The sequence below is a fragment of the Ruegeria sp. ANG-R genome (assembly GCF_000813985.1).
GTDB lineage: Bacteria > Pseudomonadota > Alphaproteobacteria > Rhodobacterales > Rhodobacteraceae > Ruegeria.
Genome location: NZ_JWLJ01000001.1, coordinates 300,957 through 325,548 on the forward strand (window position 1 = coordinate 300,957; position 24,592 = coordinate 325,548).

Sequence of the window (24,592 nt, forward strand, 5' to 3'; positions counted from 1 at the left end):
ATGCTGAAGGATCAGGACAGGATCTTTACCAACATCTACGGGATGCACGAGCGTACTTTGAAGGGCGCGCAATCTCGCGGGCATTGGGACGGCACCGCTGGCCTGATTGAAAAAGGCCGCGACTGGATCATCCAGACGATGAAGGACTCGGGGCTGCGTGGTCGTGGCGGTGCGGGCTTCCCGACTGGTCTAAAGTGGTCATTCATGCCCAAGGAAAGCGACGGTCGCCCATCCTATCTTGTTGTGAACGCAGACGAATCCGAGCCCGGCACCTGCAAGGACCGCGAGATCATGCGCCATGATCCGCATACGCTGATCGAGGGCTGCCTGATCGCGTCCTTCGCGATGAACGCACATACCTGCTATATCTACCTGCGCGGCGAGTATATTCGCGAGCGCGAGGCGTTGCAGGCCGCGATTGACGAAGCCTACGATGCGGGTTTGTTGGGCAAGAACGCGGCTGGCTCGGGTTGGGATTTTGACCTGTTCCTGCATCACGGCGCGGGGGCCTATATCTGCGGCGAGGAGACCGCTCTGATCGAAAGCCTTGAGGGCAAGAAGGGTATGCCGCGGATGAAACCTCCGTTCCCGGCGGGCGCGGGGCTTTATGGCTGCCCGACCACTGTGAACAATGTGGAATCGATTGCCGTTGTGCCCACCATCCTGCGCCGAGGCGCGGATTGGTTCGCGGGCTTTGGCCGTCAGAACAACGCGGGAACCAAGCTGTTTGCGATCTCGGGTCATGTGAACAACCCCTGCGTCGTTGAAGAGGCGATGTCGATCCCCTTTGAGCAACTGATCGAGACCCATTGCGGCGGCATTCGCGGCGGTTGGGATAATCTGCTGGCGGTGATCCCGGGCGGCTCGTCGGTGCCTTGCGTGCGCGGAGAGAACATGCGCGACGCAATTATGGATTTTGACTACTTGCGCGGCGAGCTCGGATCGGGTCTTGGAACGGCGGCGGTCATCGTGATGGACAAGTCGACCGATATCATCAAGGCGATCTGGCGGTTGTCGAAATTCTACAAGCACGAAAGCTGTGGTCAGTGCACACCGTGCCGTGAAGGCACCGGCTGGATGATGCGGGTGATGGATCGTCTGGTGCGCGGTGAGGCGGAACTGGAAGAGATCGATATGCTGTTCGATGTGACCAAACAGGTCGAAGGCCACACCATCTGCGCGCTTGGTGATGCGGCCGCATGGCCGATTCAGGGCTTGATCCGCAACTTCCGGGAAGAGATCGAGGATCGCATCAAAGCCCAGAAATCGGGCCGTATGGGTGCGATGGCAGCGGAGTAACCCCATGGAAATCTATGCCGAATATTCCCACGCGATTGCCTCGTTGGTAATCTTTACCCTGATCGTCCTGTGCCTGTCGCCGTTCTCGGCGCTGGCCAAGGCAGGCAAGGGGCTGGCGCCGGGAGCGACTCCGGATCAGGATTATTCGGACAAAGCCTACCGCCTGAACCGCGCGTATCTGAATGGTACGGAAACGCTTCCTGCGTTTCTGACCGTTACGGTTGCGGCGATCCTGCTTGGGGGAAGCCCGTTCTGGGTCAACCTGCTGGCAAGTCTGGCGCTGTTGGCGCGCATCTTGATGTTGGTGATCCACCTGCGCGGGATCGGCAAGCCGCACAGCGGTCTGCGGTCGGTGACGTATGTAGTGGGCTGGGCCTGCATGGTCGTCCTTGGTCTTATCGCTTTGGTGGCTGCGTTTTGATCCAACCTGACGGATATCACCTGGCTGAGCTGAATGTCGGTCGCTTGTTGGCGCCGACCGATGATCCGCGCGTGGCTGAATTCATGGCCAATCTTGATCGCATCAATGGGCTTGGCAAGCGGATGCCCGGCTTTGTCTGGATGATGGAAGGCTCGGGTGAGCCGGGAACCGGTAACACCGAAAACAGCATCGGTGATGATCCGCAGTTTGTTGCGAATCTGACGGTTTGGAAAGACGTCGCCAGCCTTGAGAAATTCGTTTGGGGGACCATCCACAAACAGTTCTACGAGCGGCGGCACGACTGGTTCGAGGTGTTGGGTGAGCAGCATTTTGTCATGTGGTGGGTCCCGGAAGGGCATCAACCCGGTTTGGAAGAAGCGTTGAACCGTCTGGAGCATCTGCGCTCGGAAGGTCCAAGCGCGCACGCCTTTGGATGGGCGCAATTGAAACAGGCCAGCAAGTGGCGCGACAATCGTTGCGTACAGGTCGCGGCGGAGTGAGCGGGATGAGCAAGCAATTGAAATCCATCACACACCGCCGGATGCCACTGGCGCCAGCCACGAAACAGGAGTGGCCTTAATGGCGAAACATACATACGTGACGGCGATGATTTTGGCGGGAAGCCTGCTGGTGACCGCCTGCGGAAATGCACCCTCAAAGGCGACCCGCGTGGCGTTTGACGGCGTTTTCTTTCGCGCAAGTGCCAAGCACGTGAACAAGAAGGCTGCGCCCACTGAATTCACCGTTACGGTGAACGGCGTTTCCCAATCGCTGGATGGTGCCCGCGAGGCGGGACGCTATGAGGGAATAAAATTCTGCATCGATAACTTCGGATCGTCCCGAATTGCGTGGAAAGTGGGCCCGGACACGGAACCTCAGAAGTTACGTATTGAAAACGATAAACTGAACTTTGCCGGAACCTGTCAACGACCATGAGCCATCGTATCGCATATCATGGCCGGACCAGCGGACCGCTATTGCATAGCAACCGTTCAACCCGCCGTCTTGGGGAACCCAAGACGAAAGGAAATGTCATGTCTGTTGTAAGACTGGTTGCCGCGATTTGTGTGATCTCTGTCCCCGTTCTGGCCGAGGCGAAGCCGCCCTTGAGGGATGTCAAAGAGATCGACAATGAACTCTATTACATCGCCATCGCAAATGAGATTTCGGAATATTGCCCGTCGATCAGCGGGCGCCGGCTCAAGGCGATCGGGGTGATGTGGGGATTGAAATCCAAAGCAAACAAGCTGGGGTATTCGGACAAGGAAATCCGGGCCTACGTGGAATCGGATGCCGAAAAGGATCGTATGCGCGCCAAGGGTGAAACCTATCTGGCCCAGAACGGTGTGTCTTATGACAACCCCAGTTCCTTCTGCACGTTGGGTCAGAGGGAAATCGAAAGAAACAGCGCCATTGGCGTGTATTTGAGGGCGAACTAGGCCATGTCTGACCTCCGCAAAGTCAATATCGACGGGCAGGAAATCGAAGTCGATGGTGCGATGACTCTGATCCAGGCTTGCGAACAGGCCGGAGTTGAGGTGCCGCGCTTCTGCTATCACGAGCGTCTGTCCATCGCCGGCAACTGCCGGATGTGTCTGGTCGAGGTCGTGGGCGGGCCGCCGAAACCGGCGGCCTCCTGCGCGATGCAGGTACGCGATCTGCGTCCGGGGCCGGAAGGGCAGGCTCCCGAGGTCAAAACCAACTCGCCCATGGTCAAGAAAGCCCGCGAAGGGGTGATGGAGTTTCTGCTGATCAACCACCCGCTGGACTGCCCGATTTGTGATCAGGGCGGCGAGTGCGATCTGCAGGATCAGGCAATGGCCTATGGTCTGTCGGGCTCGCGTTTCAAGGAAGCGAAACGAGCCGTTGACGATCTGGATCTGGGGCCGCTGGTCGGGACAGCGATGACTCGATGCATCAGCTGCACCCGTTGTGTGCGGTTTACAACCGAAGTGGCCGGGATCACCCAGATGGGGCAGACGGGACGCGGTGAGGATGCTGAGATCACCTCGTATCTGAACCAGACGCTGGATTCGAACCTGCAGGGCAACATCATCGATCTGTGCCCGGTCGGGGCTTTGACCTCGAAACCTTATGCTTTCACCGCCCGTCCTTGGGAGCTGACCAAGACCGAATCCATCGACGTCATGGATGCCCTTGGTTCCAATATCCGAGTGGATACGAAGGGCCGCGAAGTCATGCGGTTTCTGCCGCGCAACCATGATGGCGTGAACGAAGAGTGGATCAGCGACAAGACCCGATTTGTCTGGGATGGTCTGCGCCGGCAGCGTCTGGACAAGCCTTACGTGCGCGAAAACGGCAAGCTGCGCCCAGCCACGTGGCCAGAAGCGCTGAGCAAGGCGGCGGAAGCCCTGAAAGGGGCTGAAAAACCGGCAGGCCTTGTGGGCGATCTGGCTCCGGTCGAAGCGGTATTCGCGCTAAAGCAAATGATCGAAGGACAGGGCGGTGTGGTCGAATGCCGTACCGATGGCGCGAAACTGCCTGCGGGCAACCGTGCGGCTTATGCGGGGACGGCGGCAATCGAGGACATCGACGCCGCCGAGCGCATTTTGCTGATCGGTACAAACCCGCGAGATGAGGCACCGGTTCTGAATGCGCGTATCCGCAAGGCCTGGGCGCACGGGGCCGAGGTGGCGATGGTCGGGCCATCGGTCGATTTGACCTATGATTATCACCATGTAGGAGATGACCGCGAGGCGCTTCGGAAGGTCGTCGATATGGGCGGTGATGAAACGATCAGAGGCAAACGCTCGTTGGTCATCGTTGGGCAGGGTGCTCTGCAAGAGGCTGATGGTGCCGCAGTGCTTGCCGCCGCGCAAACCATTGCGGCAAATACCGATAGCGGTCTGATCGTTCTGCACACAGCTGCCGCACGCGTAGGTGCGATGGATGTGGATGCCACAAACGACAGCGGTATGGACGCAATCAGCGCGGCGGATGTGATCTATAACCTCGGCGCGGATGAAGTCGAAATCGGTGAAGGTGCCTTTGTGATCTATCAGGGCAGCCATGGTGACCGGGGCGCGCACCGCGCTGACGTGATCCTGCCGGGCGCCGCCTATACCGAGGAAAACGGCCTGTTCGTAAACACCGAAGGCCGCCCACAGCTTGCGATGCGCGCCGGGTTCGCTCCCGGCCAGGCCAAAGAGAATTGGGCTATTCTGCGCGCCCTGTCCGCCGAGCTGAATGCCACGCTGCCCTTTGACTCGCTGGCGCAACTCCGTACCGCTCTGATCGAGGCCGTGCCGCATCTGGCACGTATCGACGAAGTGATCGAGAACGAGGTTCAAACGTTGGATGCTGGCCCGCTTGGCAAGGCGACGTTCCGCAACGCAGTTCAGGATTTCTATCTGACCAACCCAATCGCGCGGGCCTCGCAACTGATGGCCGACCTGTCGGCGCAAGCGCAGGCGCGCAAGGCCGAGAAGATTGCTGCGGAATGAGCCGGACCTGCGTCATATCGCAGACAGGTGCGGGGGCCGGGTGGCAGATAGCCGCGCCAGAAATGCGTGTGAAACCCAAGATTAAGGGTGGCGTAACAACGGCAGATGCTGTTTACACCAACGCGCCGACCCAGCCGCAGTTTGCGCAGGCATATGGCCTTAGCATCGCTCGCGGAAAACGGAATACCCACGGTGTGAGGACCAATGGCTGATTTCTTTAACACCCCAGGCGGAATAGCCATCATCATTCTGGCGCAAGTGCTTGCTGTCGTTGCGTTCGTGATGATTTCACTGCTGTTCCTTGTCTACGGCGACCGCAAGATCTGGGCCGCAGTTCAGATGCGCCGGGGCCCCAACGTGGTTGGCGTTTACGGATTGCTGCAATCTGTAGCCGACGCCCTGAAATATGTGGTCAAAGAAGTTGTCATCCCTGCGGGTGCGGACCGAACGGTCTTTATCCTCGCGCCGCTGACATCCTTTGTTCTGGCGATGATCGCCTGGGCCGTTATCCCATTCAACGACGGCTGGGTTCTGTCGGATATCAACGTCGCCATCCTGTATGTTTTCGCCGTGTCTTCTCTGGAAGTTTATGGCGTGATTATGGGCGGTTGGGCGTCGAACTCAAAGTACCCGTTCCTCGGCTCTCTGCGCTCAGCCGCGCAGATGATTTCTTATGAGGTGTCCATCGGCCTGATCATCATCGGCATCATCATTTCGACCGGTTCGATGAATTTCGGCGACATCGTCCGCGCGCAGGACGGTTCATTCGGGTTCTTCAGCTGGTACTGGTTACCGCATTTCCCGATGGTCTTCCTGTTCTTCATCTCGGCTCTGGCCGAGACCAACCGCCCGCCTTTCGATCTGCCTGAGGCGGAATCCGAGCTCGTGGCCGGTTATCAGGTCGAATACTCCGCCACGCCCTTCTTGCTGTTCATGGCGGGCGAGTACATTGCCATCTTCCTGATGTGCGCCCTGACCACGCTGCTGTTCTTCGGCGGCTGGCTATCTCCGATCCCCGGCCTGCCCGACGGAGTGCTTTGGATGGTCGCCAAGATGGCATTCTTCTTCTTCATCTTCGCGATGGTCAAGGCGATCACGCCGCGCTACCGCTATGATCAGCTGATGCGTTTGGGCTGGAAAGTCTTCCTGCCCTTCTCGCTGGTCTGGGTGGTGTTCGTTGCCTTCGCGGCGAAATTCGACTGGTTCTGGGGCGCGTTTGCCCGTTGGAGCGTAGGAGGCTGATATGACTCAAATCGACTACACCCGCGCTGCCAAGTATTTCCTGCTGCAGGATTTCTGGGTCGGTATGAAGCTGGGGCTGAAGTACTTCTTCGCCCCCAAAGCCACCGTGAACTACCCGCATGAAAAGGGCCCTCTGTCGCCGCGGTTCCGGGGCGAACACGCTCTGCGTCGTTATCCGAATGGCGAGGAACGCTGCATCGCCTGTAAACTGTGCGAGGCGATTTGCCCTGCGCAAGCCATCACCATCGACGCCGAGCCACGCGAAGACGGCAGCCGCCGCACCACGCGCTATGACATTGACATGACCAAATGCATCTATTGCGGATTCTGTCAGGAAGCCTGCCCGGTCGATGCCATCGTCGAAGGCCCGAATTTTGAGTTCGCCACGGAAACCCGCGAAGAGCTGTTCTATGACAAGGAAAAACTGCTCGACAACGGTGAACGCTGGGAAGCCGAGATTGCCCGCAATCTTGAAATGGATGCACCGTACAGATGAGTGACAGCCCGACAAATCCGTTCGAGCTGATGATGAAGCAAGCTCAGGACATGGCCAAGGCGATGAACCCGGCGATGGAGAATTTCTCGCCCAAAGGGTTCGAGGCGTTGTGGCCGACCATGCCCAAAGAAGTCATGGAGATGATGTTCGGCAACACCGTCAACAAGGATGGGCTGGATGCCAAGACGCGCCTGCTGCTGACGCTGGCCGGGCTGACCTGTCAGGGCGCGCAGGCGGATGCGGCGGTGCGTCAGACCGTGCGGCACGCGCTTGAGGCCGGTGCCAAGAAACAAGAGATCGTGGAAACGATCGGTCAGATGTCGGTCTTTGCCGGCATCCCGGCCATGACCCGCGCGCTGGATCTGGCGCAAGAGGTTCTTGGCGATAACGAGGATGAGGATCAATGACCGTCTTTGCCTTCTATCTGTTTGCCATCAGCGCCATCACCGGCGGGCTGTTCACGGTAATCAGCCGTCAGCCGGTGCACTCGGTGCTGTGGCTGATCCTGTCCTTTCTATCCGCGGCGGGGCTGTTCGTGCTGCTGGGGGCCGAGTTCGTGGCGATGCTGCTGATCATCGTCTATGTCGGCGCGGTCGCGGTGTTGTTCCTGTTCGTGGTGATGATGCTGGACGTGGACTTTGCCGAGCTCAAGGCCGAGATGGCGCGTTATATGCCGCTGGCCCTGCTGATCGGTCTGGTCATCCTGATGCAGTTCGTCATGGCCTTTGGCGCATGGGACAGCGCGCAGGGCGCCGCCGCCAATCTGGCGCAGCCGGTCCCGGCGGACCGACATAACACCGAGGCGCTGGGTGTCATCCTTTACGATCAATACTTCCTTCTATTCCAACTGGCGGGCCTGATCCTGCTGGTGGCTATGATCGGCGCAATAGTGCTGACGCTGCGCCACCGTCAGGACATCAAGCGTCAGGACATCATCGGCCAGATGATGCGCGACCCGGCCAAGGCGATGGAGTTGAAGGACGTGAAACCGGGGCAGGGGTTGTAGTCGATGCCTGATTTGCCGGAAGTGAGTGACTTTACAAAGAACACCATCGCATTGGTTGATGAGTTTGGTTGGGCGTTTACAAGCGTCTTTCCAACCGCAGATGATCCCGAGGAAACCCCAGAGTTTTCATACTCAACCAATCTGGATGAGTTTTGTGGCCTTCCCGAATTGATCGTTTTTGGCCTGCCCAAGGACACAGCGCACAGAATTGTCTCGGATATTGTGGATCGCGCAAAGTCTGGTTGGGTTTGGGAGGGCGGTAACGCAAAACTCGACGAGATCATCGAGAACTACCCTGTGGAATTGAGACCTGTTCACCCTTCAAATCTTGATAACCACTTCGGCGCGAGCGTTGCGTTTCGGGAAGCAACGAAGCGTCCAAAACTTGGAAATGCGCTTCAAGTGTTTTGGCCTGATCGCGATGGCGCGATGCCTTGGGAAGCTGAGAATGCACCTTGGTATCAACCGCAGTTGGATCGGCCTGATAATGAAAGTGCTGCAAAAGGCTTAGGATCATGATCGGACTTGAACACTATCTTACGGTCGCGGCGACGCTGTTCGTCATCGGCATCTTCGGTCTCTTCCTGAACCGCAAGAACGTCATCATCCTGCTGATGAGCATCGAACTGATGCTGCTGGCGGTGAATATCAACCTCGTGGCGTTTTCCAGCTTCCTCGGCGATTTGGTCGGGCAGGTGTTTACGCTGTTCGTGCTGACCGTTGCGGCGGCCGAGGCGGCGATTGGGCTGGCCATTCTGGTCTGCTTCTTCCGCAACCGCGGCACCATCGCGGTTGAAGACGTCAATATGATGAAGGGCTAAGAGAACTATGGAAACCACCATCCTCTTTGCCCCGCTGGTGGGCGCGCTGCTCTGCGGGTTTGGCTGGCGCTTTATCGGTGAGAAGGCAGCCATGTGGACCGCCACGGGCCTGCTGTTTCTGGCCTGTCTGCTGTCGTGGATCGTGTTCTTCACCTTCGACGGCGTCACCCAACAGATCGAGATCATGCGCTGGATCGAGAGTGGCTCGCTGTCGACAAGCTGGGCCATTCGCCTCGACCGATTGACCGCTATTATGCTGATCGTGGTGACAACTGTCTCGGCGTTGGTGCACCTCTATTCCTTCGGCTACATGGATCACGACCCGCAATGGCGCGAGGGCGAGAGTTATAAGCCGCGTTTCTTTGCCTATCTGTCCTTCTTCACCTTCGCCATGCTGATGCTGGTGACGGCGGACAATCTGGTTCAGATGTTCTTTGGCTGGGAAGGCGTGGGCGTTGCCTCTTATCTGCTGATTGGCTTCTACTATCGCAAACCCTCGGCCAATGCTGCGGCGATGAAAGCGTTCATCGTTAACCGGGTTGGCGACTTTGGCTTTGCGCTGGGGATCTTCGCGCTGTTCTTCCTGACAGACAGCATCAACTTTTCGGACATTTTCGCGGCGGCTCCGGCGCTGGCGGAAGAAAAGCTGCACTTCCTGTGGGGGGAGTGGACTGCTGTCGAAGTGATCTGTGTACTGCTGTTCATCGGTGCCATGGGTAAATCGGCGCAGTTGATCCTGCACACCTGGTTGCCGGACGCGATGGAAGGCCCGACGCCGGTGTCGGCCCTGATCCACGCCGCGACCATGGTAACGGCGGGCGTATTCCTGGTCTGCCGCATGTCGCCGCTGATGGAGTTTGCACCGGGCGCGACCGGGTTCATCACCTTCCTTGGCGCCTCGACCGCGTTCTTTGCGGCGACCGTGGGTCTGGTGCAGACCGACATCAAGCGCGTCATCGCGTATTCGACCTGCTCCCAGTTGGGTTACATGTTCGTCGCGGCTGGCGTTGGCATGTATTCGGCGGCGATGTTCCACTTGTTTACACACGCCTTCTTCAAGGCGCTGTTGTTCCTCGGGGCCGGTTCGGTGATCCACGCGATGCATCACGAGCAGGAGATGACCGAGTATGGTGGGCTTCGTAAGAAAATCCCCTATACCTTCTGGGCGATGATGATCGGAACGCTGGCCATTACCGGTGTTGGTATTCCGCTTACTCAGATTGGTTTCGCAGGGTTCCTCTCGAAAGACGCGATCATCGAAAGCGCATTTGCTGGCGGAACCGGATACGCGTTCTGGATGCTGGTGACCGCGGCGATGTTCACCTCGTTCTACAGCTGGCGGCTGATCTTCCTGACCTTCTACGGAGAGGAGCGGGGCGACAAGCATACGCATGAGCACGCGCATGAAAGCCCGATGAGCATGTTGATCCCGCTGGGTGTGCTGTCGCTCGGAGCGGTGTTCGCCGGGATGATCTGGTACGGCAACTTCTTTGGCCATACGGATAAGGTCGGCAAGTTCTATGGCATTCCCGTTGCGGAAGCCTCGGAACACGCTGAGGGTCACGATGCCGATACCCATGCTGCGCATGAGGCGGACGGGACTGCAGACGCACATCACGGCGAAGACAGCCACGCAGATGACGCACATGCCGACACGGCCCATGCGGATGAGGGTCACGACGGTAAAGACGCGCATGGCGGTGATCACCACTATGTCTTTTCCGGCCAGCCGGGTGAGGGTGCGATCTATATTGCACCGGACAACCATGTGCTGGACGAGGCCCATGCGGCGCCGAAATGGGTCAAGGTTTCGCCCTTCGTTGCGATGCTGCTTGGGTTTGTGGTGGCCTATTGGTTCTACATCGTGGACACCTCTCTGCCCGCGCGTTTGGCTGCCAACCAGCGCCCGCTGTACCTGTTCCTCAAGAACAAGTGGTACTTTGACGAGATCTACGACGCGATCTTCGTCAAACCCACCGTGGCCCTTGGCCGGTTCCTGTGGAAACGCGGGGATGGCGGCACCATTGACGGCTTCCTGAACGGGGTCGCCATGGGCGTTGTTCCGTTCTTCACCCGCCTCGCGGGCAAGGCGCAGACGGGTTATATCTTTACTTACGCCTTCTGGATGGTCTTGGGCATCGCCGCCCTTGTCACCTGGATGTCTATCGGCGGAGGCGCACACTAATGGACAATATCCTATCTATTGTCACCTTCATCCCCGCCATCGCAGCAGGCATTCTGGCGCTGTTTCTGCATGGCGAGGACGTCGCCGCGCAGCGCAATGCCAAATGGGTTGCACTGGTTGCGACAACCGTGACCTTCCTGGTCTCGATCGGCATCTATACGGGCTTTGACCCCTCGAACACCGGCTTCCAGATGGTGGAAGAGGGTGAGTGGCTGATGGGCCTGAAATACAAGATGGGCGTGGACGGCATCAGCGTTCTGTTCGTGCTGCTGACCACCTTCATCATGCCGCTGACCATTCTGGCCAGCTGGAACGTGACCGACCGCGTCAAGGAATACATGATTGCCTTCCTGCTGTTGGAAACGCTGATGCTGGGCGTGTTCATGGCGCTGGATCTGGTGCTGTTCTACCTGTTCTTCGAGGCGGGCCTGATCCCGATGTTCCTGATCATCGGCATCTGGGGCGGCAAGGACCGGATTTATGCCAGCTTCAAGTTCTTCCTCTATACCCTGCTTGGTTCGCTTCTGATGCTGGTGGCAATGGTTGCGATGTATGCGGATGCGGGAACCACGGACATCGCGGCACTGATGAGCCATCAGTTCTCGTCGGAAGGATTCAGCGTGCTGGGCATCTACGTCGTCGGCGGGATGCAGACGCTGATGTTCCTGGCCTTCTTTGCCTCGTTCGCGGTGAAGATGCCGATGTGGCCGGTGCACACTTGGTTGCCGGATGCACACGTGCAGGCCCCGACGGCGGGGTCGGTCGTTCTGGCGGCCATCCTGCTGAAGATGGGCGGTTATGGCTTTCTGCGGTTCAGCCTTCCGATGTTCCCTGTGGGCTCAGCGGTGATGACGGATGTCGTGCTGTGGATGTCGGCGATTGCTGTCGTTTACACCTCGCTGGTGGCGCTGGTGCAGGAGGATATGAAGAAGCTGATCGCCTATTCCTCGGTCGCACATATGGGATTTGTGACCATGGGGATTTTCGCGGCAAACCAGCAGGGCATCGATGGCGCAATCTTCCAGATGCTCAGCCACGGGTTCATCTCAGCGGCGCTCTTCCTGTGTGTCGGCGTGATTTATGATCGGATGCATACCCGCGATATCGAGGCTTATGGTGGTTTGGTGATCCGGATGCCCGCCTATGCGCTGGTCTTCATGCTGTTCACCATGGCCAATGTCGGTCTGCCGGGCACATCCGGTTTCATCGGAGAATTCCTGACCCTGATGGGTGCCTTCCAGGTCAATACGTGGGTGACCGCTGTTGCTGCAACCGGGGTGATCTTCTCGGCCGGATATGCGCTTTGGCTTTATCGCCGGGTTGTCTTTGGCGACCTGATCAAAGAGAGCCTGAAAGCCATCACCGACATGAGCTCGCGTGAGAGGCTGATCTTCGCGCCGTTGATCTTTATGACCATCCTGCTGGGTGTTTATCCGTCGTTGGTAACCGATGTGATCGGCAATTCGACGGCTGCGTTGATCTCGAACTATGACACGGCGCTGGCCGCGGCTGAAACCGCGACCCAGACCGCTGCATCGCATTAAGGAGGCTTTGGAGACATGATCCAGGCTGATCTGACAATTATCCTGCCGGAAATCGTTCTGGCGCTTTATGCGATGGCGGCGCTGATCGGGGCAGTTTATACCCGAAAAGACGGGTTGGCGCCGGTGCTGGTCTGGTCGACAGCGGGGCTGATGGCGCTGCTGGCGATCTGGATCGCGACCAATGGTGGCGGCACGAATGTCGCGTTCAACGGTATGTTCGTGGATGACGGTTTTGCCCGGTTCGCCAAGGTTGCCATCCTGCTGTCCGCTGCCGCCGTACTGCTGATGAGCCAGGACTACATGGCCCGGCGGGGCCTGCTGCGCTTCGAGTATCCGCTGCTGGTGGCGTTGGCAGCCGTGGGCATGATGATGATGGTCAGCGCGGGTGACTTGATGTCTCTGTACATGGGGTTGGAGCTTCAATCGCTGTCGCTCTATGTCGTTGCCGCGCTGCGCCGCGACAGCGCAAAATCGACCGAGGCGGGTCTGAAGTATTTCGTGTTGGGCGCGCTTAGTTCTGGTCTGCTGCTCTATGGTGCGTCGCTGGTATACGGCTTTACCGGGACCACGCTGTTCTCGGGTATCATCCAGACAGTGCACCACGACGATGTGTCGCTTGGCCTGCTGATTGGTCTGGTCCTGCTGATATCGGGCCTTGCATTCAAAGTGTCGGCGGTACCGTTCCATATGTGGACGCCGGATGTATACGAAGGCTCGCCCACGCCCATCACCGCATTCTTTGCCACTGCACCCAAAGTGGCTGCGATGGCGCTGTTTGCGCGCGTGCTTCATGATGCTTTTGGTGGGGTTGTCAAAGACTGGCAGCAGGTGATTGTGTTGCTTTCGGCTCTGTCGATGTTGCTGGGGGCCGTCGCGGCCATTGGGCAGCGTGACATCAAACGCCTGATGGCGTTTTCTTCGATCGCTCATATGGGCTATGCGCTGATCGGTCTGGCCGCTGGGACGGAGATGGGCGTCAAGGCCATGCTGATGTATCTGGCCATCTATGTAACGATGAATATCGGCACTTTCGCCTTCATCCTGATGATGGAGCGCGACGGTAAACCAGTGACGGATATTGATGCCCTCAGGCAGTATTCGAAACGCGATCCGGGGAAAGCTCTGGCAGTTCTGATCCTGATGTTCAGCCTGGCCGGTGTACCTCCGATGCTGGGCTTCTTCGCCAAGTTCGGCGTCTGGCAGGCAGGTGTCCAAGCCGGTTTGACGGGGCTTGTCATCGTATCGGCCATCGCCTCGGTCATTGGCGCGTTCTATTACCTGCGGATCGTGTTCTACATGTATTTCGGCGATGAAAACGAAGACCCGATCGAAACACGTTCGTCACCCGTTCTGTGGAGCGCGCTGATGGGGTCTGCTGCATTGATGCTGATCGGTGTATTCTATCAGTTCGGTATCGAAGGCGCTGCGGCTGCTGCGGCGACAACGCTTGTCAACTGATATCAACATAATGAACAGCAAGGGGGCTCGGTCATTGTACCGGGCCTTTTTGCCATGAGCGACTGGCCCCCGGGATATGGCCTGCATGTGCTGCAGGAGGTCGACAGCACCCTGAATGAGGCGGCGCGGCTTGCGCCCACCGCCGCAGGGCCTGTCTGGATCATGGCCCATCATCAGACGGCGGCGCGGGGACGACGAGGCAGGGCCTGGAGCAACCCCAAGGGCAATCTGGCCGCCACCCTTCTGATGCGCCCACCTGGTGATCCGGAACAAGCTGCTTTGCGCAGCTTTGTTGCGGCACTTGCGTTGTTCGATGCCTGTGTTGCCGTGACCGGGCGCGCGGCGGGCTTGTCGTTGAAATGGCCCAATGATGTGCTGCTTAACGGTGGCAAGCTGGCAGGTATATTGTTGGAAAGCACGGGGCAGGGCCGGGGTGTATCGCATCTTGCGATTGGGATTGGTGTCAATCTCTCTGAGGCGCCCGGCGCTGATAGTGTAGAGCCAGATGCAGTGCGGCCTGTATCACTGCTTTCCGAAACCGGGGCCCATGTCACCCCCGATGATTTTCTGGCAGAGCTGGCCTCGGCCTTTGCGCATTATGAAATCCAGTTCATGACATATGGGTTCGAGCCGATCCGTACCGCTTGGCTGGCCCGAGCAGCGCGTTTGGGTGAGGTGATAACCGCCCGTACCGCTGCGTCGGAAACGGTTGGAACCTTCGAAACGGTGGACGCAGGTGGCAGCCTTGTCCTAAACACCGCCAAAGGCCGTGTCAGCATTCCTGCCGCGGATGTCTATTTCTGAAGGGGGCGCAAATGCTTCTGGCGATTGATTGCGGCAATACCAACACGGTCTTCTCGATCTGGGACGGCGCGGAGTTCTTGTGCACCCTGCGCACCTCGACCCACCATGCCCGTACGGCGGATGCCTATTTCACCTGGTATTCAACGCTGGTGAAACACTATGGGATCGAGGCTGATATCACCGATGTCATCATCGCCTCGACCGTGCCACGGGTCGTATTCAATCTGCGCGTCTTTGCGGATCGTTTCTTTGGCTGCCGCCCTCTGGTGGTGGGCAAACCTGAGTGCCTGTTGCCTGTTAACCCACGCATCGACGAGGGCACGGTGCCCGGTCCCGACCGATTGGCCAATGCGGTCGGTGCGTTCGACCGGCATGGCGGGGATGTGGTGGTGGTCGACTTCGGGACAGCCACCAACTTCGATGTTGTGTCGTCTGATGGGGCGTATGTCGGTGGCATTATTGCGCCGGGGGTGAATCTCAGCCTTGAGGCATTGCATCAGGGAGCGGCGGCATTGCCGCATATCGATATCACCCGACCCGAAAAAGTGATTGGAACAAATACGGTTGGATGCATTCAATCCGGCGTGTATTGGGGATATTCCGGGTTGATCGAAGGGCTGATCGCTCGCATTAAAACGGAATACGGATTGCCGATGAAAGTCGTTGGAACCGGTGGGCTTGCCCCCCTGTTCGATCAGGCCGATGTGGGATTCGACGCAATCGAAGACGATCTGACGATGCACGGGCTGACTGTGATCCATCGCTACAACAAGGAAAATAGCTCAACATGAGCAATGAACGACTGATCTATTTGCCGCTGGGCGGTGCAGGTGAAATCGGCATGAATGCCTATGTCTATGGCTACGGTGCTCCGGGGCAGGAACGGTTGATCCTCGTGGATCTTGGGGTGGCTTTCCCGGACATGGACACCTCGCCCGGTGTTGATCTGATCTTTGCTGATATCTCATGGCTGAAAGAGCGTGCCGACCAGCTTGAGGCGGTCTTTGTCACTCACGCGCATGAAGACCATGTTGGCGCCGTTGCGCATTGCTACGAGGCGCTGGGGGCTCCGGTCTATGCGCGTGCGTTCACCGCCAATATCGCGCGGCGCAAGATGGACGAGCATGGCCACCCGACCGAGGCTGTGCGTACCGCATCCCCGTGGCCCGAGCAGATCAGGGCTGGCCCGTTCACGGTAGGCTTCCTGCCGGTATCGCACTCGATCCCCGAAAGTGCGGGGCTGGTCATCGACTCGCCAGCCGGACGTCTGGTGCACACAGGTGATTTCAAGCTTGATGCGAACCCAATCGTGGGCGAGCCGTTTGACCCCGATCTGTGGACCGATGTGGCAAAGTCAGGCGTCAAGGCGCTGGTCTGCGACAGCACCAACGTGTTCTCGTCCCATCCCGGGCGCTCGGAGTCCGAAGTCGGGCCCGAGATCACTCGTCTGGTTCAGGATGCCAGCGGCATGGTCATTGCGACGACTTTCGCTTCGAACGTCGCGCGGGTGAAAACGCTTGCCGAAGCGGGACAGAAGGCTGGCCGTTCGGTCGTATTGCTGGGTCGTGCGATGCGGAGGATGATCGAGGCGGCGACCGAAACAGGCATTCTCAGTGATTTCCCGAAAGTAATTAGCGCGGAAGAGGCGTTGGATGTCCCTCGTGCGAACCTGATGCTGATCGTCACCGGCAGCCAGGGCGAGCGCCGCGCGGCCAGTGCCCAGCTGGCGCGCGGTAAGTACCGCGGGCTTGAGGCGAAAGAGGGCGATCTGTTTCTGTTCTCGTCCAAGACCATCCCCGGAAATGAGCGTGGTGTGATCCGGATCATGAACCAGCTCAGTGAAAAGGGCGTGGATGTGGTTGACGACAGCTCGGGTCTTTATCACGTCTCAGGCCACGCAAACCGCCCTGATCTTGAAAAAGTGCACGCCTTGGTCGATCCGCAAATGGTTGTCCCGATGCACGGCGAACACCGCCATCTGCGCGAGCACGCCAAACTGGCCGAAGCGGGCGGGCGTACCGGGATTCTGGCGGTGAACGGCACCATGCTGGATCTGACGGGCAATGCGCCGAAGGTTGTGGATTATGTTGAGACCGGGCGCACTTATCTGGATGGAACAGTCAAGATCGGTGCTTTGGATGGGGTTGTGCGCGATCGTATTCGCATGGCTTTGAATGGCCATATCACGATTACAGTCATATTGGACGAAGAAGATGAGCCGCTGGGCGAGCCTTGGTGCGATACGATGGGGCTGCCCGAGATGGGATCATCCCGCGCCGGGCTGGTCGAGGTGCTGGAAGAAGATCTGAACCAGTTTCTGATGCGCGCCGGTGCCAAGACCCTGCGTGATGACGACAAGCTGGAAGAAGGGTTGCGCCGAATTGCACGCCAGACAGCTCAGGCCGAGATTGGCAAAAAACCCGAGGTGACGGTGGTCGTCAGCCGGATGCGCTAGTCCGCGTGAGGCATGGAGTAGCCCCGAAGCTGCAGGAACAGGCTGGCCTCTTCGTTGTTGAGGAAGAAGGGGACTGTTTCCGGCGGGTTCGGGTCTGCGGCGCGGGCTGCGACTTCGGCCAGAACGACTTCGGTTATGAAGGGGAGATCGAATTCGCGCGCCTGACGGATCTTGACCCATTGCAGATGAGACAGCTCGTCCGAGGCATGGGTGAAGTCATCCAGATCCCCCTGAATCGCATCCGCATCGACCAGAAAGAACCGGGCGTCGAACCGGCGGGGCCGTCCCGGCGGAGTGACCGCGCGGAAGACAAATTGCAGCGCATCTGCCGAGGGAATGTAACCCATCGCGGCGAAGCTTTGCCAGTCGGGCGGGGCGGTTCCCTGCCACTCTCCGAGTTGACCAAGGATAAGCCCGGTTTCTTCCCACAATTCCCTGATCGCGGCGGCGGCCAGCGCATTCTGCAGGTTGGGTTCGGATTGCTGGGACAGGCGCTCGGCGCAGAGATCGGGCAGAGCAGTGCCTAGCGGTATATCCGCATCGGCAGCATCGACTGCACCGCCGGGAAACACGAACTTATTCGGCATGAACGCCGCCTTCGCACCGCGCTGACCCATCAGGATTGAGGGATCGCTGAGCCGGTCGCGCAGAACGATTACGGTTGCGGCATTGCGAATGGCGGTTTTATCCACGCTCATGCGGGTTTGCCGAATCCATTCATCCGCCGTGCCCATTGATAAGCGACCACGGCCCCTTTAAGGCGGGGCAGAAGATAAAGCGACAGCGCGACACATGCGATTGAGAAGCCAATCGCCATAACCCAGGGGTCTGGCCGCCAGTGCACATAGGATACGTGCAGTGCAGGTGCCAGAAGGTGCCCCACGATCAGAATGGTCAGGTAGGCCGGGCCATCATCAGCGCGATGATGAAACAGTTCCTGCCCGCATTCTGAACACGTGTCATTTACCTTGAGATAGCTGTGCAAAAGCTTGCCTTCGCCGCAATTCGGGCACTTGCACCGGAACCCGCGGATCAGTGCGGGCTTGGTCGGGCGGTCGTCCTCGACCGAGGTGTCGATAGTCTGATCAGTCATATGAGTCTCGCGCGTTCATCCTTTGGCGATATAGGCTGTATGGGGCCCATCGGAAAAGGGGGGTGCGTCGCTTTGTGGCGATGGCCCCTAGCGTATCAGCTTTCACAGACGTTTCAATCAGGATGAAAAAAACTGCACCAGCCGCGACGGAAACCCGTCCGGGCCGCGTTTGAATAGATATCAACAGCGGCATGGGGCCGCTAAATTCAGGGAACTTTGTAATGAAAACCACAACCTTTATCTCGGCCATAGTTCTTGCAGCCGTTGCAGTTACCGGCACGTCAGCTCTGGCCAAAGGTCCACGCCCAACGTTTCAGGAACTGGATGCCAACGGGGACGGACAGGTGACGCAGGCTGAGATCGCGGCGCACCGCAACCAGAAGTTTACCGCAGCCGACACCGATGGCGATGGGCAATTGAGTGTCGGGGAAATGCAGGCTGCGGCACAGACAAAGGCCAGCGAGCGTGTAACCAAGATGTTCGAGAAGCATGACGCAAACGCGGATGGTTTTCTGAGCGAAGACGAATTGCCGAAACCGCGCCGAGCCTCCAAGATGTTCGAGCGTATCGATGCGGATGGAAACGGATCGATCTCGGAGCAGGAATATGCGGATGCAAAGGGTAAAATGGGCCGGAAACACAAGCGGCATCAGAAGTCGGACACCGACGGCAACTGATACGGGATGGAGGATCTGACCTCTTATCCGAATACGGCGCACGGCAAATCCCACGCGGTGCCCGAGCCCAGCGACGAAGAGTTGCTGGGCAGGTTTGCAGATGGGGATGCTGCTGCGGCCCGTCTGCTGACTGGTCGGTTGGGGCCACGGAGCTATTCTGTGGCCCTGCGGATGCTGGGAAACCAAGCGGAAGCCGAGGACGTGACGCAAGAGGCGATGATGCGCCTGTGGAAAATGGCGCCCGATTGGGTGCCGGGTCAGGCACAGCTGTCGACATGGCTTTACCGTGTGACGTTAAATCTGTGCGTCGATCTGCGCCGAAAGAAGCGCCCTGACGCGCTGGAGAATGTCGCCGAACCCGAAGATGGCGCTGCCAGCGTGGTCGATCGGATGCAAGATGCCGCGCGCAAGGACGCGCTTCAGGCCGCACTGGAACAATTGCCGGACCGGCAGCGCCAGGCCGTGGTGTTGCGGCATATAGAAGAGTTGTCCAACCCCGAAATCGCGGGGATCATGGATATTTCTGTCGAGGCGGTTGAAAGCTTGACGGCGCGTGGCAAACGATCTTTGACCGCGATACTGGCAGGGCGACGGGATGAACTGGGGTACGAACATGGCTGACCAAGACAAACAACTCGACCAACTGTTCGCACAGGCGCGCGAGGCGCGGGATGTGTTTCCGGACGATCTTGCCGTTCGCATCGAAATCGATGCCGAAGCCGTTCGGTTGGCTCGGTCTGCGCGAACGTCGCGCCGCACGTGGCGGCAGAGAATAGGTGTGATTGGAGGTTGGCATGGGTTGGGCGGCCTTGTGGCCGCAAGCGCGGCAGGTGTCTGGATCGGATTTTCTGCCCCGACCTTTCTGCCAGACCCTGTCGACTATTTCGTTTCGCAGGAAGCGACCTATCTGATGGCCGATCTGAATTTGGACGAGAACTATCTGGAGGACGCGGAATGAGCGACAATCCCGTACCCAAACGCAAATGGATGCCAATATTGCTGGTCGCCTCACTTGCTCTGAACCTCCTGATTGTCGGGGTCGTCCTGGGGGCAGTCCTTCGGTTCAAGGGCGGCGATCATGCGGCAGCTCCCCCCGGTTTTGGCCCGGCCTTGTACTATGCTCTGCCCAAGTCAGATCGAAAAGCTCTGCGCGGCGAGTTGTCGAACCTGCGTGGCAAGGGTTCGCATCGGCGCAAGCAGGATTTCAGCGCACTCAGTCAGGCCCTGAAGGTTGTGCCTTTCAACCCGGCAGCGGTTGAGGCCTTATTGGATCAGCAGTCCAAAGCCACGGCTGATCTACAGGCGGCCCTTCATCGGCAATGGTTGGCACAGATTTCAGCCATGAGCGATGAAGAGCGCGCCGTTTATGCAGATCGTCTGGAGGAGGTGGTCAAACGCGGCCCGCGCAAGCACAAAAAGCGGGATTGACGCCTCACGCAGCGCTCTGCCGGATATACACCTGGTTGCGGCCCGCCCTCTTGGCGGCGTAAAGTGCTTTATCCGCCGAACGGATCGCTTGGCTCACCGGGTCGGTCTCATCCCGCCGGGCGAGTTCCGGCGGGGCGCACAGTTTCACACCCACGCTGATGGTAACCGGGATCAGCGCGGGATGATCGGGAAGCCGGAAGGGCTGTCCACAGATGCTTTCGCAGATCATTTCCGCTTGCTTCAGCGCTTGTTCTGTCGAGGTATTTGGAAGCCCGATCATGAACTCTTCGCCTCCGATACGAGCCACAAAGCCGGTTTCTCCGATCGCGGCTTGCAGCCTGTGGGCGGCTTCGGTCAGGACCAGATCACCAGCCGCATGACCGAACCGGTCGTTGATTGCCTTGAAGTGATCGAGATCGGCCAGCATCAACGCGAACCCGCGGCCCTCTTCCGGTGCCTGACGCGCGATTTGGTCAAGTGCTCGCATGGCGTAGCGGCGATTATGCAGGCCGGTCAGCGGGTCGGTCAGCGAGTCAGCCAAACCCTTGCGCAAAGTCGCGCGCAGCCGATCATCACGGGTCTTTCGGGCGATCAGAGTCTCAAGCCTCAGTGATATCTCATCAGTATGAAATCCGCCCATACAAACCGCATCCGCGCCCCTGTCCAGTGCTTCGGCCGCGCGCCCGGGATTTTCATCGGGCGATACCCCAACAAGAACAGTATTGCGCGTTGCACCGCGTGACCGCAAATCCGCCAGAAGGTTCCGCCCCGAGGCATCTGACCCAAGTTCAACAACAATGGCATCCGGGGTGGCACCGGACAGCACACCTTTGAGATCGGGCAGGGTGTGGTTGGTCAGGAGGTGCCGGGTTTGACCGGCCAGGCACTTGCGCCACAGCGCGCCGGTGCGCGCCGTTTGGGTCAAGATCGCGATCTGCGCGATTGGAGGCGGTGCCAGCAACACTTGTGCCGACTCGCCAAAGCCAATGGAATGAGAATCGTCCCTCAGGTGCAATTCCTGCCGGTCTGCCCTTGCACGCAACAGGCTGCGTACGCGGGCCAGCAAAAGCGTGTCTTTGAAAGGGTGGCCAAGCACATCGTCCAAACCGTCCGACAACGCCCGCAATCGTGCCGCCTTGTCGTTTTGCGGAGCGATGGCGACGATCGGCACATCGATCAGCGCAGGATCTGCCGCCATCACTTTCTTTACATCCGACGCGGTCCCGTCGGGCAGGGTTTGCGCGGTCAAAACCAGATCGGGCCGTGTCCGCCGCAGCAATGCGGCAAGTCCGGCCAACCTTTCGCCCTGTACGACGTGGTACCAGGCCGCCGTCAACTGGACCTTGAGCATAATGCGATTGGTCGAAACACCGTCGAGTACGAGTATGGTGCCTTGCACAGACATAGCCATTCACCGTTAGATTGCATGCGTTGCCAAAGTGTTTATGACTCTGGTTAACAAACCCTTTCCAAGACAGCATCCGAGGCCAGTTTATGCCGATCTCTGCCAATTCCGCTGAAACTCTGGCCTTGAATGTGCTTGGTTGGCTGGTGGGAAATGATGAACTTCTACCGATCTTTCTGGGGGCGACCGGGGCCTCTGCCGAGGATCTGCGTGATCGCGCAGGCGAGGCGGAGTTTCTGGGGTCGGTTCTGGATTTTCTGATGCTTGACGATTCGTGGGTGATCGCTTTTTGTGACGCCAATTCCGTACCCTACGATGAGCCGGGCCAGGCCCGTGCCACGTTGTCGGGCAATTCGGATATGCACTGGACCTAACCTACAGGAGCCCTCTCTTATGGCAATTGACGCCCTCGTGTTCGACAAGGACGGCACTCTTTTTGATTTTGCAGCGACCTGGGGCACCTTCGGGCGTACGGCGCTGGAGCGTCTGTCCGACGGCGACATGCGACTTGCGTCGGAACTAGGGCGCGCTATTGGTTTCGATTTGGCACAGGAAAGTTACGAGCCCGACAGTGTGGTCATTGCAGGAACGGTCGATGAGGTTGCCGGCGCCCTGAAACCGCATCTGCCCGAACTATCGCTTGAACAACTGGTGGAAACGCTCAACCGCGCCTCGGCAGAGGCGCGGCAGATACCGGCTGTTCCTCTGGCACCATTTCTTGATGAGCTACGGCAGGCCGGGCTGAAGCTGGGCGTTGCGACAAATGACGCTGAAATGCCTGCGCTGCAGCACCTGCATTCCGTCGGCGTGCGGGATCATTTCGATTTTGTCGCGGGATATGACAGTGGACATGGCTACAAACCCGGCCCGGGGCAACTGTTGGCCTTTGCAAGGCACGTCGAGGTCGAGCCGTCTTGCATTGCAATGGTCGGTGACAGTCTTCACGACCTCGAGGCGGGGCGCGCTGCAGGGATGGCGACCATTGGAGTACTGACCGGAATGGCAACGGCCGAAACGCTCGAGCCGCTGGCGGATGTGGTTCTGCCAGATATTGGCCATATTCCCGGCTGGCTGTCGAAAGCCTGATCATCCTGCGTTAAAATCGTCGGTCCAGGCAGTAAAACCGACACGATCTGTCGCAGACAGAGCGGCCAGAGCGGGGGTCTTCGGGGCTTGCTTGCAAGAGGAAACTCCGGAGGACACCCATGAACGATAGTAAAACTCGTAAACGTCGCAGCGGTGGCCGCTCGGGTGCGGCCGCTCGTCGGGGCAGCGCGGTGATCGACCAGATGCCCTGGAACCCTCCGATCAACATTGACCGGCCGACCGAGCCGCTGGGTCTGGAAGGGATCGAGGCGATTCACGAAGGTGCGATGCGCATCCTCGAAGAGATCGGCATCGAGTTCTACAATCAGGAAGCCATTGACATTCTGCGCCAAGCTGGTTGCACAATTTCCGGCGACAACGTCCGCATGGGCCGGGATTTCGTGATGGAAATGGTGGGCAAGGCGCCCAGCAAGTTTACCATCACGCCGCGCAACCCGGATCGTCAGATCGAGATTGGCGGTAAGACCATGCTGTTCGGCAATGTCTCTTCTCCGCCGAATTACTGGGATATGGAGATCGGTAAGAAGGTGCCCGGCACGCGGCGCATGTGTCAGGATCTGTTGAAGCTGACGCAGTATTTCAACTGCATTCACTTTGCCGGCGGCTATCCGGTCGAACCGGTGGATATCCACGCCAGCATCCGCCATCTCGACGTGCTTTATGACAAGCTGACTTTGACCGACAAGGCGATGCACGCCTACTCGCTGGGTAAGGAGCGCGTCGAAGATGTGATGGAGATGGTGCGCATCGCAGGCGGTCTGAGTCACGAAGAATTCGAAGCGTCACCGCGGATGTACACCAACATCAATTCCACCTCGCCACTAAAGCACGACCAGCCGATGATCGACGGTTGTCTGCGTCTTGCGCGGCGCGGGCAGGCGATTGTCGTGACGCCGTTCACACTGGCCGGAGCGATGGCACCCGTGACCATGGCGGGGGCGGTTGCGCAATCGCTGGCCGAAGCACTGTGTGCGATTGCACTATTCCAATATGTTCGGCCCGGTATTCCATGCGTAATCGGAACATTTACCTCGAATGTCGACATGAAGTCCGGCGCGCCTGCGTTCGGGACGCCGGAATACATGCGATCGACCCAGATGACCGGGCAAATGGCGCGGTTCTATGGCTTGCCGATGCGGTCTTCAGGTGTTTGTGCCGCGAATGTGCCGGATGGGCAGGCGATCTGGGAAACCTCGAATTCTCTGTGGGCGGCTGTTCAGTCGGGAACCAACATGGTTTATCACGCGGCAGGCTGGCTTGAAGGCGGCTTGATCGCCAGCCCCGAGAAATTCATCATGGATTGCGAAATCCTGCAGCAAATCCAGCGCTATATGCAGCCGGAACTGACGGCGACGGGCCCGGATGAGATCGCGTTGGAGGCAATCCGTTCGGTCGGGAACGACGGGCATTTCTTTGGCATCCAGCACACTCAGGATCGCTACACCACAGCGTTTTACCAACCATTCCTGAGTGATTGGAAAAACTTCGAAGCATGGGAAGTCGCCGGAGGTATCTGGACGGCGGAACGCGCCCATCAGATGTTCAAGGAAATCGTGAACACCTTTGAAGCGCCCGCTATGGATGAGGCGATCCGGGAAGAACTGGCGGACTTTGTCGAACGTCGCAAGGCTGAAGGTGGCGCGCCGACGGATTTCTGATCGCCATCCCCTGCGGGTGTTTCATGTTG

At 58.7% G+C, this 24,592-nt stretch carries 28 protein-coding genes; 25 read left to right on the forward strand and 3 right to left on the reverse strand.

What is annotated here, in order from left to right; genetic code table 11:
* The 18 genes from nuoF to RA27_RS01470 all read left to right on the forward strand — a co-directional run bounded on the left by nuoF (position 1) and on the right by RA27_RS01470 (position 17,195).
* On the forward strand, positions 1-1,299 hold the full coding sequence (gene nuoF / locus RA27_RS01380; RefSeq protein WP_039534275.1) for an NADH-quinone oxidoreductase subunit NuoF: 1,299 nt from the start codon (positions 1-3) through the stop codon (positions 1,297-1,299).
* 4 nt (positions 1,300-1,303) lie between these two features.
* A complete protein-coding gene (locus tag RA27_RS01385; RefSeq protein ID WP_039534278.1) occupies positions 1,304-1,720 on the forward strand; it encodes an MAPEG family protein in 417 nt (138 codons plus the stop codon).
* Positions 1,717-2,220, forward strand: a complete 504-nt coding sequence (locus tag RA27_RS01390) for a DUF3291 domain-containing protein (protein WP_039534279.1) — start codon at positions 1,717-1,719, stop codon at positions 2,218-2,220. The genes RA27_RS01385 and RA27_RS01390 overlap by 4 nt, the downstream gene beginning before the upstream one ends.
* A gap of 79 nt (positions 2,221-2,299) precedes the next feature.
* Positions 2,300-2,656, forward strand: a complete 357-nt coding sequence (locus tag RA27_RS01395) for a hypothetical protein (protein ID WP_039534282.1) — start codon at positions 2,300-2,302, stop codon at positions 2,654-2,656.
* Between the two features lie 98 nt (positions 2,657-2,754).
* Entirely contained in the window at positions 2,755-3,159 is a 405-nt protein-coding gene (locus RA27_RS01400; RefSeq protein ID WP_039536779.1) for a DUF5333 domain-containing protein, read from the forward strand.
* Positions 3,160-3,162: 3 nt separating this feature from the next.
* Positions 3,163-5,184 (forward strand): NADH-quinone oxidoreductase subunit NuoG, encoded by a 2,022-nt coding sequence (gene nuoG, locus RA27_RS01405; RefSeq protein WP_039534284.1) that lies wholly within the window; start codon positions 3,163-3,165, stop codon positions 5,182-5,184.
* 204 nt (positions 5,185-5,388) lie between these two features.
* Positions 5,389-6,426, forward strand: coding sequence for an NADH-quinone oxidoreductase subunit NuoH (gene nuoH / locus RA27_RS01415; protein WP_039534288.1), 1,038 nt, complete (start codon positions 5,389-5,391; stop codon positions 6,424-6,426).
* A 1-nt stretch (position 6,427) separates the two neighbouring features.
* On the forward strand, positions 6,428-6,922 hold the full coding sequence (nuoI, locus tag RA27_RS01420) for an NADH-quinone oxidoreductase subunit NuoI (RefSeq protein WP_039524264.1): 495 nt from the start codon (positions 6,428-6,430) through the stop codon (positions 6,920-6,922).
* Complete coding sequence (locus RA27_RS01425; protein ID WP_039534290.1) at positions 6,919-7,329, forward strand: carboxymuconolactone decarboxylase family protein; 411 nt, start codon at positions 6,919-6,921, stop codon at positions 7,327-7,329. Before nuoI ends, RA27_RS01425 begins: the two co-directional genes overlap by 4 nt.
* Positions 7,326-7,928 (forward strand): NADH-quinone oxidoreductase subunit J, encoded by a 603-nt coding sequence (locus RA27_RS01430; protein WP_039534292.1) that lies wholly within the window; start codon positions 7,326-7,328, stop codon positions 7,926-7,928. Before RA27_RS01425 ends, RA27_RS01430 begins: the two co-directional genes overlap by 4 nt.
* Positions 7,929-7,931: 3 nt before the next feature.
* Positions 7,932-8,447: a DUF4262 domain-containing protein gene (locus tag RA27_RS01435; RefSeq protein WP_039534295.1), complete on the forward strand. Its 516-nt coding sequence runs from the start codon at positions 7,932-7,934 to the stop codon at positions 8,445-8,447.
* Positions 8,444-8,749, forward strand: coding sequence for an NADH-quinone oxidoreductase subunit NuoK (gene nuoK, locus RA27_RS01440; RefSeq protein ID WP_005984024.1), 306 nt, complete (start codon positions 8,444-8,446; stop codon positions 8,747-8,749). Before RA27_RS01435 ends, nuoK begins: the two co-directional genes overlap by 4 nt.
* Before the next feature lie 7 nt (positions 8,750-8,756).
* Positions 8,757-10,934, forward strand: a complete 2,178-nt coding sequence (gene nuoL / locus RA27_RS01445; RefSeq protein WP_039534297.1) for an NADH-quinone oxidoreductase subunit L — start codon at positions 8,757-8,759, stop codon at positions 10,932-10,934.
* Positions 10,934-12,478: an NADH-quinone oxidoreductase subunit M gene (locus RA27_RS01450; protein ID WP_039534299.1), complete on the forward strand. Its 1,545-nt coding sequence runs from the start codon at positions 10,934-10,936 to the stop codon at positions 12,476-12,478. Before nuoL ends, RA27_RS01450 begins: the two co-directional genes overlap by 1 nt.
* Before the next feature lie 15 nt (positions 12,479-12,493).
* Positions 12,494-13,936, forward strand: coding sequence for an NADH-quinone oxidoreductase subunit NuoN (nuoN, locus tag RA27_RS01455; protein ID WP_039534301.1), 1,443 nt, complete (start codon positions 12,494-12,496; stop codon positions 13,934-13,936).
* Positions 13,937-13,990: 54 nt separating this feature from the next.
* Positions 13,991-14,740 (forward strand): biotin--[acetyl-CoA-carboxylase] ligase, encoded by a 750-nt coding sequence (locus RA27_RS01460; RefSeq protein WP_039534304.1) that lies wholly within the window; start codon positions 13,991-13,993, stop codon positions 14,738-14,740.
* Positions 14,741-14,751: 11 nt separating this feature from the next.
* Positions 14,752-15,531 (forward strand): type III pantothenate kinase, encoded by a 780-nt coding sequence (locus RA27_RS01465; protein ID WP_039534306.1) that lies wholly within the window; start codon positions 14,752-14,754, stop codon positions 15,529-15,531.
* Entirely contained in the window at positions 15,528-17,195 is a 1,668-nt protein-coding gene (locus tag RA27_RS01470; protein WP_039534308.1) for a ribonuclease J, read from the forward strand. Before RA27_RS01465 ends, RA27_RS01470 begins: the two co-directional genes overlap by 4 nt.
* Here RA27_RS01470 and RA27_RS01475 read toward each other — a convergent pair.
* Both RA27_RS01475 and RA27_RS01480 read right to left on the reverse strand, forming a co-directional pair.
* Positions 17,192-17,893, reverse strand: coding sequence for an NUDIX domain-containing protein (locus tag RA27_RS01475; protein ID WP_039534310.1), 702 nt, complete (start codon positions 17,891-17,893; stop codon positions 17,192-17,194). The genes RA27_RS01470 and RA27_RS01475 overlap by 4 nt on opposite strands.
* Positions 17,890-18,288, reverse strand: coding sequence for a DUF983 domain-containing protein (locus tag RA27_RS01480; RefSeq protein WP_039534311.1), 399 nt, complete (start codon positions 18,286-18,288; stop codon positions 17,890-17,892). The genes RA27_RS01475 and RA27_RS01480 overlap by 4 nt, the downstream gene beginning before the upstream one ends.
* Before the next feature lie 221 nt (positions 18,289-18,509).
* On the opposite strand from RA27_RS01480, the gene RA27_RS01485 reads away from it, so the two are divergent.
* Genes RA27_RS01485 through RA27_RS01500 form a run of 4 tightly spaced genes read left to right on the forward strand, consistent with a single transcriptional unit; the run spans position 18,510 to position 20,393 of the window.
* Positions 18,510-18,965 (forward strand): EF-hand domain-containing protein, encoded by a 456-nt coding sequence (locus RA27_RS01485; protein WP_039534314.1) that lies wholly within the window; start codon positions 18,510-18,512, stop codon positions 18,963-18,965.
* A 6-nt stretch (positions 18,966-18,971) separates the two neighbouring features.
* Positions 18,972-19,586: an RNA polymerase sigma factor gene (locus tag RA27_RS01490; protein ID WP_039534316.1), complete on the forward strand. Its 615-nt coding sequence runs from the start codon at positions 18,972-18,974 to the stop codon at positions 19,584-19,586.
* The gene (locus RA27_RS01495) at positions 19,579-19,923 is read left to right on the forward strand and encodes a hypothetical protein (protein ID WP_039534319.1); all 345 of its coding nucleotides are present in this window, start codon (positions 19,579-19,581) and stop codon (positions 19,921-19,923) included. Before RA27_RS01490 ends, RA27_RS01495 begins: the two co-directional genes overlap by 8 nt.
* Positions 19,920-20,393 (forward strand): periplasmic heavy metal sensor, encoded by a 474-nt coding sequence (locus RA27_RS01500; protein ID WP_039534322.1) that lies wholly within the window; start codon positions 19,920-19,922, stop codon positions 20,391-20,393. The genes RA27_RS01495 and RA27_RS01500 overlap by 4 nt, the downstream gene beginning before the upstream one ends.
* 4 nt (positions 20,394-20,397) lie before the next feature.
* On the opposite strand, the gene RA27_RS01505 is transcribed toward RA27_RS01500, so the two are convergent.
* Complete coding sequence (locus RA27_RS01505; protein ID WP_052265129.1) at positions 20,398-21,798, reverse strand: diguanylate cyclase; 1,401 nt, start codon at positions 21,796-21,798, stop codon at positions 20,398-20,400.
* 89 nt (positions 21,799-21,887) lie between these two features.
* Here RA27_RS01505 and RA27_RS01510 point away from each other — a divergent pair, with 89 nt between their 5' ends.
* From RA27_RS01510 to RA27_RS01520, 3 genes are all read left to right on the forward strand, one after another.
* A complete protein-coding gene (locus RA27_RS01510; protein WP_039534324.1) occupies positions 21,888-22,172 on the forward strand; it encodes a DUF3572 domain-containing protein in 285 nt (94 codons plus the stop codon).
* A gap of 19 nt (positions 22,173-22,191) precedes the next feature.
* On the forward strand, positions 22,192-22,884 hold the full coding sequence (locus RA27_RS01515) for an HAD family hydrolase (protein WP_039534326.1): 693 nt from the start codon (positions 22,192-22,194) through the stop codon (positions 22,882-22,884).
* A gap of 119 nt (positions 22,885-23,003) precedes the next feature.
* Positions 23,004-24,563 (forward strand): trimethylamine methyltransferase family protein, encoded by a 1,560-nt coding sequence (locus RA27_RS01520; RefSeq protein WP_039534329.1) that lies wholly within the window; start codon positions 23,004-23,006, stop codon positions 24,561-24,563.
* The last annotated feature ends 29 nt before the right edge of the window (positions 24,564-24,592 follow it).

What these genes read in the sequence shown, in the direction of transcription:
- nuoF (WP_039534275.1), top strand. Translation starts at nt 1, where the DNA reads ATGCTGAAGGATCAGGACAGGATCTTTACCAACATCTACGGGATGCAC.
- RA27_RS01385 (WP_039534278.1), top strand. Translation starts at nt 1,304, where the DNA reads ATGGAAATCTATGCCGAATATTCCCACGCGATTGCCTCGTTGGTAATC.
- RA27_RS01395 (WP_039534282.1), top strand. Translation starts at nt 2,300, where the DNA reads ATGGCGAAACATACATACGTGACGGCGATGATTTTGGCGGGAAGCCTG.
- RA27_RS01400 (WP_039536779.1), top strand. Translation starts at nt 2,755, where the DNA reads ATGTCTGTTGTAAGACTGGTTGCCGCGATTTGTGTGATCTCTGTCCCC.
- nuoG (WP_039534284.1), top strand. Translation starts at nt 3,163, where the DNA reads ATGTCTGACCTCCGCAAAGTCAATATCGACGGGCAGGAAATCGAAGTC.
- nuoH (WP_039534288.1), top strand. Translation starts at nt 5,389, where the DNA reads ATGGCTGATTTCTTTAACACCCCAGGCGGAATAGCCATCATCATTCTG.
- nuoI (WP_039524264.1), top strand. Translation starts at nt 6,428, where the DNA reads ATGACTCAAATCGACTACACCCGCGCTGCCAAGTATTTCCTGCTGCAG.
- RA27_RS01425 (WP_039534290.1), top strand. Translation starts at nt 6,919, where the DNA reads ATGAGTGACAGCCCGACAAATCCGTTCGAGCTGATGATGAAGCAAGCT.
- RA27_RS01430 (WP_039534292.1), top strand. Translation starts at nt 7,326, where the DNA reads ATGACCGTCTTTGCCTTCTATCTGTTTGCCATCAGCGCCATCACCGGC.
- RA27_RS01435 (WP_039534295.1), top strand. Translation starts at nt 7,932, where the DNA reads ATGCCTGATTTGCCGGAAGTGAGTGACTTTACAAAGAACACCATCGCA.
- nuoK (WP_005984024.1), top strand. Translation starts at nt 8,444, where the DNA reads ATGATCGGACTTGAACACTATCTTACGGTCGCGGCGACGCTGTTCGTC.
- nuoL (WP_039534297.1), top strand. Translation starts at nt 8,757, where the DNA reads ATGGAAACCACCATCCTCTTTGCCCCGCTGGTGGGCGCGCTGCTCTGC.
- RA27_RS01450 (WP_039534299.1), top strand. Translation starts at nt 10,934, where the DNA reads ATGGACAATATCCTATCTATTGTCACCTTCATCCCCGCCATCGCAGCA.
- nuoN (WP_039534301.1), top strand. Translation starts at nt 12,494, where the DNA reads ATGATCCAGGCTGATCTGACAATTATCCTGCCGGAAATCGTTCTGGCG.
- RA27_RS01460 (WP_039534304.1), top strand. Translation starts at nt 13,991, where the DNA reads ATGAGCGACTGGCCCCCGGGATATGGCCTGCATGTGCTGCAGGAGGTC.
- RA27_RS01465 (WP_039534306.1), top strand. Translation starts at nt 14,752, where the DNA reads ATGCTTCTGGCGATTGATTGCGGCAATACCAACACGGTCTTCTCGATC.
- RA27_RS01470 (WP_039534308.1), top strand. Translation starts at nt 15,528, where the DNA reads ATGAGCAATGAACGACTGATCTATTTGCCGCTGGGCGGTGCAGGTGAA.
- RA27_RS01475 (WP_039534310.1), bottom strand. Translation starts at nt 17,893, where the DNA reads ATGAGCGTGGATAAAACCGCCATTCGCAATGCCGCAACCGTAATCGTT.
- RA27_RS01480 (WP_039534311.1), bottom strand. Translation starts at nt 18,288, where the DNA reads ATGACTGATCAGACTATCGACACCTCGGTCGAGGACGACCGCCCGACC.
- RA27_RS01485 (WP_039534314.1), top strand. Translation starts at nt 18,510, where the DNA reads ATGAAAACCACAACCTTTATCTCGGCCATAGTTCTTGCAGCCGTTGCA.
- RA27_RS01490 (WP_039534316.1), top strand. Translation starts at nt 18,972, where the DNA reads ATGGAGGATCTGACCTCTTATCCGAATACGGCGCACGGCAAATCCCAC.
- RA27_RS01495 (WP_039534319.1), top strand. Translation starts at nt 19,579, where the DNA reads ATGGCTGACCAAGACAAACAACTCGACCAACTGTTCGCACAGGCGCGC.
- RA27_RS01500 (WP_039534322.1), top strand. Translation starts at nt 19,920, where the DNA reads ATGAGCGACAATCCCGTACCCAAACGCAAATGGATGCCAATATTGCTG.
- RA27_RS01505 (WP_052265129.1), bottom strand. Translation starts at nt 21,798, where the DNA reads ATGTCTGTGCAAGGCACCATACTCGTACTCGACGGTGTTTCGACCAAT.
- RA27_RS01510 (WP_039534324.1), top strand. Translation starts at nt 21,888, where the DNA reads ATGCCGATCTCTGCCAATTCCGCTGAAACTCTGGCCTTGAATGTGCTT.
- RA27_RS01515 (WP_039534326.1), top strand. Translation starts at nt 22,192, where the DNA reads ATGGCAATTGACGCCCTCGTGTTCGACAAGGACGGCACTCTTTTTGAT.
- RA27_RS01520 (WP_039534329.1), top strand. Translation starts at nt 23,004, where the DNA reads ATGAACGATAGTAAAACTCGTAAACGTCGCAGCGGTGGCCGCTCGGGT.